14 protein-coding genes and 2 pseudogenes are annotated in these 12,536 nt (G+C 71.3%); 10 read left to right on the top strand and 6 right to left on the bottom strand.

The window, feature by feature from the left end:
• Positions 1 to 799: 799 nt before the first annotated feature.
• The 5 genes and pseudogenes from AC507J_RS00995 to AC507J_RS00975 all read left to right on the top strand — a co-directional run.
• Positions 800 to 1,126 (top strand): annotated as a pseudogene (locus tag AC507J_RS00995) (hypothetical protein); the annotation flags it as partial.
• 227 nt (positions 1,127 to 1,353) lie between these two features.
• Positions 1,354 to 2,001 carry a type II secretion system F family protein gene (locus AC507J_RS00990; protein WP_496287362.1) on the top strand — a complete coding sequence of 216 codons (648 nt, stop codon included), beginning with the start codon at positions 1,354 to 1,356 and terminating at the stop codon, positions 1,999 to 2,001.
• A gap of 62 nt (positions 2,002 to 2,063) precedes the next feature.
• The gene (locus tag AC507J_RS00985) at positions 2,064 to 2,192 is read left to right on the top strand and encodes a DUF4244 domain-containing protein (RefSeq protein ID WP_229705779.1); all 129 of its coding nucleotides are present in this window, start codon (positions 2,064 to 2,066) and stop codon (positions 2,190 to 2,192) included.
• 47 nt (positions 2,193 to 2,239) lie between these two features.
• Positions 2,240 to 2,614: a TadE family type IV pilus minor pilin gene (locus tag AC507J_RS00980; protein WP_496287112.1), complete on the top strand. Its 375-nt coding sequence runs from the start codon at positions 2,240 to 2,242 to the stop codon at positions 2,612 to 2,614.
• Between the two features lie 65 nt (positions 2,615 to 2,679).
• On the top strand, positions 2,680 to 3,036 hold the full coding sequence (locus AC507J_RS00975; RefSeq protein WP_496287111.1) for an Rv3654c family TadE-like protein: 357 nt from the start codon (positions 2,680 to 2,682) through the stop codon (positions 3,034 to 3,036).
• A 157-nt stretch (positions 3,037 to 3,193) separates the two neighbouring features.
• Here AC507J_RS00975 and AC507J_RS00970 read toward each other — a convergent pair whose 3' ends face one another.
• Both AC507J_RS00970 and AC507J_RS00965 read right to left on the bottom strand, forming a co-directional pair.
• Complete coding sequence (locus AC507J_RS00970) at positions 3,194 to 3,610, bottom strand: hypothetical protein (protein ID WP_496287110.1); 417 nt, start codon at positions 3,608 to 3,610, stop codon at positions 3,194 to 3,196.
• Between the two features lie 246 nt (positions 3,611 to 3,856).
• The gene (locus tag AC507J_RS00965) at positions 3,857 to 4,084 is read right to left on the bottom strand and encodes a winged helix-turn-helix domain-containing protein (RefSeq protein WP_496287109.1); all 228 of its coding nucleotides are present in this window, start codon (positions 4,082 to 4,084) and stop codon (positions 3,857 to 3,859) included.
• A gap of 460 nt (positions 4,085 to 4,544) precedes the next feature.
• Between AC507J_RS00965 and AC507J_RS00960 the strand changes: the two genes are divergently transcribed.
• Positions 4,545 to 4,763, top strand: a complete 219-nt coding sequence (locus AC507J_RS00960; RefSeq protein WP_496287108.1) for a hypothetical protein — start codon at positions 4,545 to 4,547, stop codon at positions 4,761 to 4,763.
• Positions 4,760 to 5,047 (top strand): hypothetical protein, encoded by a 288-nt coding sequence (locus AC507J_RS00955; protein ID WP_496287107.1) that lies wholly within the window; start codon positions 4,760 to 4,762, stop codon positions 5,045 to 5,047. The genes AC507J_RS00960 and AC507J_RS00955 overlap by 4 nt, the downstream gene beginning before the upstream one ends.
• Positions 5,048 to 5,357: 310 nt before the next feature.
• Here the strand turns inward: AC507J_RS00955 and AC507J_RS00950 are convergent, their stop codons facing one another.
• The 4 genes and pseudogenes from AC507J_RS00950 to AC507J_RS00935 form a co-directional block, all read right to left on the bottom strand.
• Positions 5,358 to 5,936: an LURP-one-related family protein gene (locus AC507J_RS00950; protein ID WP_496287106.1), complete on the bottom strand. Its 579-nt coding sequence runs from the start codon at positions 5,934 to 5,936 to the stop codon at positions 5,358 to 5,360.
• A gap of 146 nt (positions 5,937 to 6,082) precedes the next feature.
• A complete protein-coding gene (locus AC507J_RS00945; RefSeq protein WP_496287105.1) occupies positions 6,083 to 6,289 on the bottom strand; it encodes a hypothetical protein in 207 nt (68 codons plus the stop codon).
• Positions 6,290 to 6,393: 104 nt separating this feature from the next.
• Positions 6,394 to 8,541 (bottom strand): Zn-binding domain-containing protein, encoded by a 2,148-nt coding sequence (locus tag AC507J_RS00940; protein WP_496287104.1) that lies wholly within the window; start codon positions 8,539 to 8,541, stop codon positions 6,394 to 6,396.
• A gap of 74 nt (positions 8,542 to 8,615) precedes the next feature.
• A pseudogene (locus AC507J_RS00935) lies at positions 8,616 to 8,690 on the bottom strand (hypothetical protein); the annotation flags it as partial.
• A gap of 371 nt (positions 8,691 to 9,061) precedes the next feature.
• On the opposite strand from AC507J_RS00935, the gene AC507J_RS00930 reads away from it, so the two are divergent.
• From AC507J_RS00930 to AC507J_RS00920, 3 genes are all read left to right on the top strand, one after another.
• On the top strand, positions 9,062 to 9,403 hold the full coding sequence (locus tag AC507J_RS00930; protein WP_496287103.1) for an STAS domain-containing protein: 342 nt from the start codon (positions 9,062 to 9,064) through the stop codon (positions 9,401 to 9,403).
• The gene (locus AC507J_RS00925; protein WP_496287361.1) at positions 9,403 to 9,837 is read left to right on the top strand and encodes an ATP-binding protein; all 435 of its coding nucleotides are present in this window, start codon (positions 9,403 to 9,405) and stop codon (positions 9,835 to 9,837) included. Before AC507J_RS00930 ends, AC507J_RS00925 begins: the two co-directional genes overlap by 1 nt.
• A gap of 312 nt (positions 9,838 to 10,149) precedes the next feature.
• Complete coding sequence (locus AC507J_RS00920) at positions 10,150 to 12,534, top strand: sodium-translocating pyrophosphatase (protein WP_496287102.1); 2,385 nt, start codon at positions 10,150 to 10,152, stop codon at positions 12,532 to 12,534.
• The last annotated feature ends 2 nt before the right edge of the window (positions 12,535 to 12,536 follow it).

Genomic DNA, 12,536 nt, shown 5'->3' with positions numbered 1-12,536 from the left:
CGATTCCGGCCCGCCGGCCGCCTCCCGGCCGCCCGGCTGGGGAGGTAGCCGCCGCCCACCGGTCCCCGCCTTCGGCGCGGCACCCTCCGGTCCGCGCACATCAGCCCGCACGCTGGGCACTGCACCCGCCAGCTCCGGCACCTCAGCCCCCAGGCCGGGCACACCCATTCTCGGGCCGGGCACGTCCGTTCTCGGGCGGGGCAGCTCAGCCCTCGTTGTCGGCACGTCCTCCATCGCATCCGCCGCAACACTCGGCAGGCCGGTGGCCGATCGGCCCACGTCGGCGCATCGTGGAAATCCGTCGGTGCCAACTCCACAGTCAACATGGTCGGTTCGGCCCCGACGCACCCTGTTGCTGACCGTGTTGCTCGGCGCGGGGCTCGGTGGGGTGCTCGCCGGCACGGTGGCGGCGATCGCGCTCGGTGGGTACGGCGCGCTGGGAGCACGGGCGCTGCTGCGGCACGGCGCGGCGGCTCGGGCGACGCAGGACCGCCGCGACCGGTTGGATCAGCTGTGCGCCCTAGCCGCAGACCTCCGGGCTGGGCTGCCGGTCCCGGTGGCCGCCGAACGACTCGGACTCAGCGGTCCGATGGCGTCGATTCCCGCCGAGTCCGCCGAGCCCGCCGAGACTCGGCCGCGCGAGTCCGCACCGGGACCGGACGGGCCGGACGACCCTCACCGGCGCGCCGGCACCGATTCGGCCGCCGAGCCCAGCCGAGCTGCCCCGCCGGGGCGGGGTGCGGGCACCGAGACCGAAAAAGCTTCCGATACTGAGGCGCTGCCGGACCGTCCCGGGAGGTTGGCCCAGGCCGCGGTGCGACTCGCCGACCGGACCGGCGCACCGCTGGCGGAGTTGGTGGAGCGGATCGAGGCGGACGCCCGGTCGACGGACCGGGGACTGGCTGCGGCGGCGGCTCAGGCGGCCGGGGCACGGGCCACCGCCTGGCTGCTGGCCGCCCTGCCCCTGGGTGGCATCGGCCTCGGCTACGGCATCGGCGTGGACCCGCTCGATGTCCTGCTGCACACCCCGATCGGCGGCGGATGCGCGATCGTCGCCGTCGCCCTCCAGGTGGTCGGGCTGCTCTGGGCGGATCGCCTCGGTGCCGTACCCGCCGGAGTGGGCTGATGTCCGGCCTGACCCTGGCCGCCGGCTGCCTCGCCGGTGCCGTGCTGCTCATCGTGCTGGCGGTCAGCCGGCATCGTCCGCAGCGCCGGCTACGCCGGCTGGCGCATGGTGAACCCGCCACCGCTCCCCGGCCCGGCCGCCGCAGCGGCGCAACCCGTCGATCCGGCCGGTTCGGTGCCGGCGGCGATCACTCGGCCGGCGTGAAGGCTGCGGCCAGCGCGGTGACTGTGGGCGGCTCGGTAGCTGCCAGCGGCGAGCCGTCGGGCAACTCGGTACGCCGTCGACTGGACACCATCCGGTTGGCTGCCGGGCTGGCTGGCGTGGCCGTGGCCGTACTTGTCGAGGGCTGGGCCGGCCTGGTGGCGGCGCTACCCACCGCAGTGCTGCTGGACCGGTTGCTCCGCCGGATCGAACACCCGGCTGTGCGTACCCGTCGACTGCGCGCCACCGCGGACCTTCCGCTCGCCGCCGACCTGCTGGCGGCGGCGCTGCGAGCGGGTGCGCCGGTGGAGCGTTCGGTGCTCGCGGTGGCCGACGCGCTCGGCGGTCCGCTGGCCGAGCAGCTCAACCGGGTCGGCCGGACGCTGCAACTCGGTGGCGTACCGCAGGAGGCCTGGGAGCACCTGGCCACGGTGCCGGGCGGGCAGCGCATCGCCACCGCCGCCGTGCGTTCGGCCAGCAGCGGGGCGGCCCTGGCGGGTGCCCTGACCCGGCTCGCCGACGACCTGCGCGCGGACCGTGCCACCGCGATCGAGGCGGCGGCCCGCCGAGCCGGCGTGCTGATCGTGCTGCCGCTGGGCCTGTGCTTCCTGCCGGCCTTCATTCTCGCCGGTCTGGTGCCGGTGATCGTCGCCGTCCTCGGCGACGTGTTGTGAACCCATCGAGAAAGGACGAACACGTGCGCAGAATCCTCGCCCGCCTTCGCGGGGACGCCGGAATGAACACGGCTGAATACGCTGTCGGGACGCTCGCGGCAGTCGCCTTCGGCGGCATCCTGCTCAAGGTGCTGACCTCCGACAGCGTGCAGTCGGCCCTGGCCGCCGTCATCGACCGGGCACTGAGTTGACCGGGCGCCGGCCGGCCGGTCGCCGGGTGAGCCGGTCGGGAAGATGGGTGAGCCGGTCGGGGAAGTCGGCCACCTCGTCCGACCGGGGCTCGTTCACCGCCGAGATGGCGGCCGGCCTGCCGGCGCTACTGCTGCTCCTGCTCGCCGGTCTGACCGCCGTCAACGCGGTCAGCACCAAGGCGGCCTGCCTGGACGCGGCCCGGGAAGCGGCGCTCGCCGCCTCCCGGGGCGAAGACGGCACGCTGGCCGGCAGCCGGCACGCACCGCCGAACGCGGAGGTGGTCGTCGTGCTGGAGGGCGATCAGGTCCGGGCCACGGTGCGGGCACCGGTACGCGTACTCGGTGGCGACCTGCCGGCGATTACCGTGACCGGCGTGGCCGTGGCGGTCGCCGAACCGGGCGCACCGGAGCCGCAGCCGTGACGGCCAGCGGTGGGGCGGCCAGCGGTGGGGCGGCTGGCGGTCGCGCGGCCGGTGCTGGTGCGGTTGTGGGTGTGTTGGGCGGGGATCGTGGCGGGGCCACCATTTGCCTGCTGGCGGTGGGGCTGGTTTTCGTACTGGCTGGCCTCTTCGGTGCCGGGGTCGGCGCGGCTCGGATGGCCCGCCAGCAGGCCCGGGTCGCCGCCGACTTCGGTGCCTTGGCCGGTGCCGCCCGAGCTTTGCTGGACGAGCCGGCGGCGTGCGCTCGGGCCGCCGAGATCGTCGCCGCAAATGGTGCCCGGCTGATCCAGTGCCAACTAGACGGGCTGGACGTCCTGGTCACGGCCGAGTTGACCGTGCAGCCGCTGCCGGGGCTGCGGCGCAGTGCCACGGCAACCTCCCGAGCCGGCCCGTTACGCGGCTGACCGCCGAGCCACGGCGCGGTTAGTTCGCGAGTTGCGGCATCTTGGGTCTTCCCGCCTGTGGGATGGGCCGACATGCCGCAAGCCGTGACTGCTGCGGTCGCCGAAAGACAGAGCGGCGTGCCATGCCGACTCATCTGCCGCGCCGATTGGGCGGGTATCAGTTCTGCCGGCGTAGACCGTCGGTGATGGCCGTCCGGAGTTGTTCGCCGTACGCGTCTGCCGGCAACGCGGCGACATGCTTGGCCGCCTGCTCGAAGTTCCTACGCGCGGCGACGGGGTTGCCCAGTCGTTCGTGCGCCATCGCCACACTGACGTGCAGCGAAGGTAGGAAGGCGCTGACCCGGGCGTCGCCGACGGCGTCGGCGTGCCGCAGTGCCTCCTGGTTCCAGCGCAGAATCTCCCCGGGGTCGTCCTGCTGCCGGGCCAGATAGTGCGCCGCGACGCAGGCGTCATAGTCGTCGGTACGCCTCGCCCAAGCCTGCTCGAACAACGCCCGTGCGTCGGCCGGTCGACCTTCCGTCTCCGCCTGCATCCCGTCCTGGCACAGCTTGAGCACCGGATTGCCCAAATCCATCGTCACTCCCGTTGGTCGTCGACGCGACGATCCTCAGGGCTCAACCAGGTCGAGGCTCAAGCAGCAGCATCGCGGTGGAAGACGATCCACGCTCCAGCAACGGTCGTCGGCTCCGCCAAGCCCTCACAAGCCGGGGACTGTGCCCGACACGGCAGAGATCCGCACAACATCGGGGAAACTGCTGCCTCGCCAGCTGATGGGGCAGCATCTCCCTGAAACTGCTCGGTCGGGTCCCCGGCCCACGGTCTACTCGGGCTTGTCGAGCACGAAGGTGCCCTTGCCCTGCCGGCCCTCGATCAGTCCCTCGGCGCGGAGCAAGAACAGCGCTGCCTCCACCGGCTGTGCACTGGTGCCGTAAATCTCCCGCAGCTCGCGCTTGCTGGGCAGCTTGTCGCCAGGACTCAGCCGGCCGTCGGCGATCTGTGCTCGTAGGTCATCAGCGATCCGCTGGTAATCCGGCTTGTAGGTAGACATCTGGCGCTCCCAAGTTTGGCGCGTCCAGTAGATCACCGGCTGCGTGTCTCCTGCAACGGTGACTAGACTTATCGTGGTAACCATGACAAGCTGCGAAGTGGACGGCGCTCCCAGGTTTGGCAACCGGACGTGCGGTCCCGCGAGCGGTATCCCCCGTGCTCGCGGCTGGGGCGGTGCGTGACACCGAGGCACGGCGCGTGCCGCCCTGGCACCCATTGTGAGCAGCAAAGTTCACGGGAATTGAATGGCGACCGCCTATTTGCATCGAGGGGGTGCAGATGAATCGGCGTGTGACCTATGACGAGTACCTGCTTGGCGCGGCGCGGACGCTGGCGCGGCGGCACCGGCCCACGTGGAACCACATCCTCAAGCGGCTCACCTGCCGGTGTGGACGGGATCTACCCTGCCCGGTGCGGCATCGGGTGCCGATCAACCGGGGTCACTGGCCGGGAGAAGTGTCATGACGGCGCACGGGCCGGTGATGCCGATCTGGATCTGCGCGCAGTGCGCCACGCCGTGGCCGTGCCCGATCCGGCGGCAGGAGTTGCGGACCGAGTATGCCCAGGCGCCGATCTCGCTCGCGCTGTACATGGGCTCGTGCCTGGCGTCCGCCACCCGGGACCTGGGTTGGGTACCCGCCGTACTGCTGCACCGCAGGTTCCTCGGCTGGCTGCGATGACCACAACCACATTCCGCGCCGGTGACCTGCTGCGGGTGGGGAGAGCGGCCAGCGTGCAGTTCACCAAGCCGATCCTGTTCCGGGTGATCCGCGTGCTCGACTGGAGCAGGAACACCTACCACGGCTGGATCTGGCTGGAGGGGTACGTGATCAACGACAAGGGTGATGCGGTGGCCCGCCGGTCGATCTTCGTGCAGGAAGCCGGACTGCGGACCGCACCGGAGCCCACAGCCGGACGGCAGCCGGCGCGGAAGGTGGTGCCCCAGCGGTGTGTCCGGACCTGAGTCACTGCGGGGTTCGGGCTGCGCGAAGGCTCACCCGGACAGGCGGCTCCCTTCGGGCGCAAGCTCATCGAGCTGACGCTATGGGTTCGTCAAGCGATGGCAGGGTGGAGAGATCACGCTCGTTCCGTGAACGAGTGGCCTCAGAGCGCTTTGGAAGCCACTCGTTCACGGAACGAGCGTGATCAAGGAACGGCTCGACCGATGATGATCTCGTGCCTATGGGATGCGGCGGTCCAGGCCGGGTCAAACCCGGCCTGGACCGCCCTATTGCTTAAACCCAAGCTGAGAAATGAGCCGCCCCGGGAGGCGATCAGCGGCCCTGGAGGGCGTCCAGGGCAATTGCCATGGCGATCACCAGGCGGCGGTCGATCTGCGGGTGCTGGATCTCGACGACGTACCGGTCGCGCAGGCCCCACTTCTTGATCACCGAGAAGACCGGCTGGCCGCCCGCGACGAAGTCGAAGTGGTACGGCAGCCAGGACAGCGATTCGACGAAGCGACGCAGCAGGGCCACCGGCATGCTGCGCTCCTGGCCGGTGACGGCGGGCAGGCCGGCCTGCTCGACATGCCAGGTCGAGCGGAGCAGCGACTGCGCGAAGTCCTTACGGAACAGGCCGATCGGGTTGCCGGCGTGGTCGGTGACGTCGTACGTGGCGGCGAGGTCGAGACGCTGTCGGGCCTTGAAGCCGAGCAGCGGCTGCTGCTTCGAGTCGTCCGTGTAGATCGTCACCTGTTCCTTGAAGGCGAGCCGCTTCTGCTGGGCGAACGCCAGCAGCCCTCCCTCGGAACCGTCCGGTGCGACGCTGTGTACCTCGTACTGGTTGACCATGAACCGGATCCGCTGGCGGATGTGGAACTGGTGCTGCGTCTGCAAGTTGTCGAGCTGCATGAAGTCTCCTCAACCGTGGGTGCGCCGGAGTGTCGCACAGCCCGGCAAGCCGCCGGAGCCCCCGAACGGTGGACCCGCCAACGAACCCCGGCGACCGCCACACGACCGCCGCACGAACCCGGCACGACCGCCCGAAACGAACCCCGTCAGCGGAGGCCGTCGGCCGTCGAGCGGTGCGTCCAGTTGGTGAGTAGCTGATGAATTGTGCGGAGTCGTTCGTTGATCTGATCCAGCCGCTCGGCCTGGGCCAGGGTGGCGAGCGCCGCGCCCAGTGCGATCTGCTGGTCGATGCTGAGTTTCTCCTGGTCGATGTTGTAGAGCAGGTCGACGGTCTCGGCGATGGTGTCGGCCACGGCCCCTCCTCACATGTGCGGGCAGAACGGACAGGCATCGATGGAAGCGCTCCCAACAATGTTGCCCGAACGACTCGCTTTTCATGCCGTAGCCGAGGCAGGCGTTAGCGGGGCAGGTTCGCCAGCACCACGTCGAGCACCCGGACGGCGTCCGGCTTGGAGAGCGGATTGTTGCCGTTGCCGCACTTCGGCGACTGGACGCAGGACGGGCAGCCCGCCTCGCAGCCGCACTCGCTTATCGCGTCGCGGGTGGCCCGCAGCCAGGCGGTGGCCATGCCGTACGCCCGCTCGGCGAAGCCCGCCCCGCCGGAGTGGCCGTCGTAGACGAAGACGGTGGGTGCCTCGGTGTCCGGGTGCAGCGCCGTGGAGAGCCCGCCGATGTCCCACCGGTCACAGGTGGCCACCAGCGGCAGCAGCCCGATCGCGGCGTGCTCGGCGGCGTGCAGCGCCCCCGGCACCAGGGCCGGCTCCACGCCGGCCGTGGCCAGTGACTCGGGGGAGAGGGTGAACCAGACCGCGACGGTACGCAGCTCCCGTGCCGGCAGGTCCAGCGGACGGGTGTCGATCACCTCGCCGGTGGCGATCCGGCGGCGCTGGTACGACACCACCTGATTGGTCACGTCCACCTCGCCGAGGAAGAGCCCGACCGGCCCGGCGTCGACGTACGAGCGCACCGACACCACCGACAGCGAGGTGACGTCCCGGGCGTGGGTGGACCAGTCCGGCTCCTCGGGGTGCACCAGCGCGCAGCCGTCGTCCAGGTCGAGCGCGTCCACCACGTACGACACGCCCTGATGCAGGTAGACCGCGCCGGGATGGAGCTGGACGTGCGAGGAGCTGCCGTCGACGGTGCCGAGCAGCCGACCGGTGGCGGCCTCCACCACGCAGACCGGGGCGCCGCCCTCGCCGCGCAGGTCCACCTCGGGGCGCTCCCGGTGCCGCCAGTACCAGCCGGTCGGCCGCTGCCGCAGTGCGCCCGCCTCGACCAGCGCCTCGACCGCCTCCTTCGCACCGTCGCCGAAGAGTTCCAGGTCGGCCGGGGTCAGTGGGGCCTCGGCCGCCGCGCAGGCCAGCTGCGGGCCGAGCACGTACGGGTTGGCCGGGTCGAGCACGGTGACTTCCACAGGTGCCCCGAACACCGCCTCCGGATGGTGCACCAGATAGGTGTCCAGTGGATCGTCCCGGGCCACAAGCACCGCGAGCGCCTCCTGGCCGGAGCGCCCGGCCCGGCCGGCCTGCTGCCACAGCGAGGCCCGGGTGCCCGGGTATCCGCAGATCAGCACCGCGTCCAGGCCGATCAGGTCGACGCCCAGCTCCAGCGCGTTGGTCGAGGCCAGCCCGAGCAGGTCACCGTGCAGCAGCGCCCGCTCCAACTCGCGCCGCTCCTCGCGCAGGTACCCGGCCCGGTACGCGGCGACCCGCTCACCGAGCCCGGGAACCGCCTCGTCCAGGCTGCGCCGGGCACTGGTCGCCACCACCTCGGCGCCTCGCCGCGAGCGGACGAAGGCCAGCGTGCGTACCCCGGCGGCGACGGTGTCCGCGAGCAGGTCGGCGGTCTCCCGCAACGCCGACCGGCGGACCTGGATGAGATCAGCGACCTCGGCCGGACCGCCGGACCGCGCAACCTCGGCCGGACCGCCGGCCTCCGACACCCGGTCCGGACCGCTGGCCGTGGAGCGCCCGTCCGGACCGCTGGCCGTGGAGCGCCCGTCCGGACCGCTGGCCGTGGAGCGCCCGTCCGGACCGCTGGCCCCGGAGGGCTCGGGGGGCAGCAGTGGCGGCTCCCACAGCGCGAAGGTCACCCCGGCCCGGGGCGAGGTGTCCTCGGTGACGGCCGCCACCGGCAACCCGGTCAGCCGTCCGGCTGCCGCGGCCGGGTCCCCCGAGGTCGCAGAGGCCAGCACGAACGTCGGGCCGGCGGCCCGCCCGTAGCGGGCGCACTGGCGGCGCAGCCGGCGCAGCACGTGGGCGACGTGCGACCCGAACACGCCCCGGTAGATGTGGCACTCGTCGATCACCACGTGGGTCAGCCGGCGCAGGAAACCGGACCACTGCGCATGCCCGGGGAGGATGCCGTGGTGCAGCATGTCGGGGTTGGTAAGCACGAACCGGGAGTGCCGCCGGATCCACTCCCGCTCGGCGCGCGGGGTGTCGCCGTCGTAGCAGGCCGGACGTACGCCATCGAGTTCCAGTGCGGCGACGGCGCGTAGCTGGTCGGCGGCGAGCGCCTTGGTCGGTGCCAGGTAGAGCACGGTGGCGCGGGGTCGGCGAGCAGGGTGGCCAGGGCGGGCAACTGGTACGCCAGGGACTTGCCGGACGCGGTGCCGGTGGCGACGACGACGTGCTGCCCGTCGTACGCGAGGCTGGCCGCCTCGGCCTGGTGCCGCCACGGCGTCGTCACCCCCCGCCGGGCGTACGCGGCGCGCAGCTCCTCCGGGGCCCACCGTGGCCAGGGTGCCGGCACCCCGGCCCGGGGCGGCACCCGCTCGACGTGGGTGACCGGGTCGGTGGCGTGCCGTTGCCGTAGCCGGCGCAGCAGCGCTTCCGGCGCGACGGCCGGAGCCGCGACCGGTGCCGGGCCCGGTGGCTGCTCGGCGCCACGGCCGGCGGATACGCTGGCTGCCGAGGTCACGTTCTGCACTCTCGCACTGGTGTTCGGAAATCGGAAATCGGCGGGCCGGGTGAGATCGGACCCGCCCCGGTGAGTCGTCGGCCGGAGTCACGGGTAGTGGTTAGATGCCAAGGAGCTTACGGCTGCGCAAGGAGGGACCGATGGAGCTGTCACTGGCGACCCGCACCGTGGGAGAGCACACGGTGCTCGAGGTCGGCGGTGAGGTGGACGTCTACACCGCCCCTCGGCTGCGCGAGCGGCTACTGGAGCTGATCGACGGCGGGGACCGGCACGTGGTGGTCGATCTCGGCCGGGTCGACTTCCTGGACTCCACCGGCCTGGGCGTGCTGGTCGGCGCGCTCAAGCGGTTGCGTACCGCGGGCGGCAGTTTCGCCCTGGTCTGCGACAAGGAACCACTGCTCAAGATCTTCCGGATCACCGCGCTGGACCAGGTGTTCCCACTGCATCCAACGGTCGAAGCGGCGACCGGTGCTGGCGCGTGATGGCCACCGTCCGGCTCTCCTTCTCGCCGGCTCCGGTGCACGTGCGCACCGCCCGCCTGGTCGGGGTGGCGGTCGCCCGGCGGGCCGGCGTCCGGGAGGAACTACTCGACGAGGTACGCCTGGCCATCGGTGAGGCGTGCACCCGCGCGGTCGCCCTGCACCGCCAGTACGGCCTGACCGAGCCGGTGCTGGTGGAGATGTCCGATTCGGGCGCGTACGCGGTGCGGGTGGTGGACCGGGCGCCGATCGAGGCGGGCATCGGTCTCGCCGCGCTCGACGCCGACCAGTTGGCAAACGAATCGCTCAACGAGGACGATCTCACCACAGGCGTCGGCTTCGCGCTGCTTGCCGGCTTCGTCGACGACCTCCAGGTGCGGCCGGTCGACGAGGGCATCGGCACCGAGGTCCGGATGGTCTGGCCGCTGACCCGCTGAATATCGATCATCCTGCCGCCGTTCCCCATCGGGGTGCGGCGGCATTTTCATGGATCCGTTCCTATATCAGATTTCGGTTCATAACACAGCGACGGAGATCATCGAGACACGGTGCCACCTCCGTGTGACCTCGAACACGCAGGGCGGCTAGAGTACGCGGGTTGTCAGCAAGTGATCCATCGGGCTGCCAGCGCAGATGGGCGGCCATCGCTGGCCCGCCGGGTGGTCCGGCGCGCACTTGCGAACTCGCATCCAGGCGCCGGTCGGTGCGTCTCCACCGGCCGGCGCGTTGTTCGGCACAGGAGGACACAGATGTCCGACAGCTTGGCCGCCGAGGGCGGCGGCGCGATCTCCCTGACCGGAGCAAACGTCACGTACGTCGTCATCGCCGCGGTGATCGCGTTGGTCGCGCTCGCCTTCGCCGCCGCGTTGACGAAGGCCGTGCTGGCGGCCGGTAAGGGCACCACAAACATGCAGGAGATCTCCGGGGCCGTCCAGGAGGGCGCCTCGGCCTACCTGCTCCGGCAGTTCCGCACCTTGGCGATCTTCGTAGTGGTCGCCGTGGTCCTGCTGTTCCTGCTACCGGTGCACCAGACCGAGGGCAGCGAGACCGCGGTGAAGCTCGGCCGCTCGCTCTTCTTCGTGGTCGGCGCCCTGTTCAGCGCCTTCATCGGCGGTGCCGGCATGTGGCTGGCGACCCGGGCCAACCTGCGGGTGGCCGCCGCCGCCCGGGAGCGGGAAGGCGGCCGGGAAGCGGCCATGAAGATCGCCTTCCGGACCGGTGGCGTGGTCGGCTTCCTCACCGTCGGGCTCGGCCTCTTCGGTGCCGCGCTGGTCGTGCTGATCTTCCGGGGCGACGCGCCGACCGTGCTGGAGGGCTTCGGCTTCGGCGCCGCGCTGCTGGCCATGTTCATGCGGGTCGGCGGCGGCATCTTCACCAAGGCCGCCGACGTCGGCGCCGACCTGGTCGGCAAGGTCGAGCAGGGCATCCCCGAGGACGACCCGCGCAACGCCGCCACCATCGCCGACAACGTGGGCGACAACGTCGGTGACTGCGCCGGCATGGCCGCCGACCTCTTCGAGTCGTACGCGGTCACCCTGGTCGCCGCGCTGATCCTGGGCCGGGCCGCGTTCGGTACCGACGGCCTGGTGCTCCCGCTGATCATCTCCACCATCGGCGTGGTGGTCGCCATCATCGGCGTCTTCATCACCAGGCTGCGCGCCTCGGACCGAAACGGTCTGACCGCGATCAACCGGGCGTTCTACCTCTCCGCGTTGATCTCGGCGGTGCTGGTCGCGGTTGCCTCGTTCGCGTACCTCCAGCCCTCGTGGGCCGCGCAGCTCGGCGACGGCTGGCGGGAAACCCTCGGTGTGGAGGGCGGCGACCCGCCGTTCGGCCCGCGTGGCGTGGTCATCGGCGCCGTCGTCATCGGCATCGTGCTGGCCGCCGCGATCCAGGCGCTTACCGGCTACTTCACCGAGACCAACCGGCGCCCGGTGCAGGACATCGGCAAGAGTTCGCAGACCGGCCCGGCCACCGTCATCCTCGCCGGCATCAGCGTCGGCCTGGAGTCGGCGGTCTACTCGGCGCTGCTCATCGGTGCCGGTGTCTTCGGCGCCTTCCTGCTGGGCGGCGGCTCGATCACCCTCTCGCTCTTCGCGGTGGCGCTGGCCGGTACCGGTCTGCTCACCACCGTCGGCGTGATCGTCGCCATGGACACCTTCGGGCCGATCTCCGACAACGCCCAGGGTGTGGCCGAGATGTCCGGCGACATCGACGAGGCGGGTGCGCGGACGCTCACCGAGCTGGACGCGGTCGGCAACACCACCAAGGCGATCACCAAGGGCATCGCGATCGCCACCGCGGTGCTGGCCGCGACCGCGCTCTTCGGCTCGTACACCGACACGCTGCGCATCGCGTACGCCGACGCCGGGGTGACCGATGTCAGCGCCGAGATCCTCAACGCGCTTAACGTGGCCAACCCGCAGAACCTGGTCGGCCTGATCATCGGTGCGGCCGTGGTGTTCCTCTTCTCCGGTCTGGCCATCAACGCGGTCTCCCGCTCGGCCGGTGCCGTGGTGATGGAGGTGCGCCGGCAGTTCCGCGAGCTGCCCGGGATCATGGACGGCACCCAGCGTCCGGAGTACGGCAAGGTCGTCGACATCTGCACCCGGGACGCGCAGCGCGAACTGCTCACCCCCGGCCTGCTGGCGATCCTGGCGCCGATCGCGGTCGGCTTCGGCCTCGGGCCCGGCGCGTTGGCGTCGTACCTGGCCGGTGCGATCGGTGCCGGCACGCTGATGGCGGTCTTCCTGGCCAACTCCGGTGGTGCCTGGGACAACAGCAAGAAGATGGTCGAGGACGGCGCGTACGGCGGCAAGGGCTCCGAGGCGCACGCGGCCACGGTCATCGGCGACACCGTCGGCGACCCGTTCAAGGACACCGCCGGTCCGGCCATCAACCCGCTGCTCAAGGTGATGAACCTGGTGTCGCTGCTGATCGCGCCGGCCGTGGTGGCGTGGAGCGTGGGCGACGACCGCAACGTCGGCCTGCGGGTCACCATCGCGGTGGTGGCGACGCTTATCGTCGTCGCGGCGGTGGTGTTCAGCAAGCGCAAGAGCGTGGTGATGGGCGAGGACGACTCCGGCAACGGTTCCGGAACCGCGGACCCGCGCCCGGAGGCGATCAAGGCCTGATC

It is taken from the genome of Micromonospora sp. PRAS1 (assembly GCF_059553435.1).
The sequence above is the reverse complement of the archived record's forward strand: the minus strand, read 5'-3'. Positions and strand labels throughout refer to the sequence as shown.

Excerpts from the sequence above, each read along its gene's own strand:
- AC507J_RS00985 (WP_229705779.1), top strand. The coding sequence starts at position 2,064 with ATGAACACGGCTGAATACGCTGTCGGGACGCTCGCGGCAGTCGCCTTC.
- AC507J_RS00970 (WP_496287110.1), bottom strand. The coding sequence starts at position 3,610 with ATGGATTTGGGCAATCCGGTGCTCAAGCTGTGCCAGGACGGGATGCAG.
- AC507J_RS00965 (WP_496287109.1), bottom strand. The coding sequence starts at position 4,084 with ATGTCTACCTACAAGCCGGATTACCAGCGGATCGCTGATGACCTACGA.
- AC507J_RS00960 (WP_496287108.1), top strand. The coding sequence starts at position 4,545 with ATGACGGCGCACGGGCCGGTGATGCCGATCTGGATCTGCGCGCAGTGC.
- AC507J_RS00955 (WP_496287107.1), top strand. The coding sequence starts at position 4,760 with ATGACCACAACCACATTCCGCGCCGGTGACCTGCTGCGGGTGGGGAGA.
- AC507J_RS00950 (WP_496287106.1), bottom strand. The coding sequence starts at position 5,936 with ATGCAGCTCGACAACTTGCAGACGCAGCACCAGTTCCACATCCGCCAG.
- AC507J_RS00930 (WP_496287103.1), top strand. The coding sequence starts at position 9,062 with ATGGAGCTGTCACTGGCGACCCGCACCGTGGGAGAGCACACGGTGCTC.
- AC507J_RS00925 (WP_496287361.1), top strand. The coding sequence starts at position 9,403 with ATGGCCACCGTCCGGCTCTCCTTCTCGCCGGCTCCGGTGCACGTGCGC.
- AC507J_RS00920 (WP_496287102.1), top strand. The coding sequence starts at position 10,150 with ATGTCCGACAGCTTGGCCGCCGAGGGCGGCGGCGCGATCTCCCTGACC.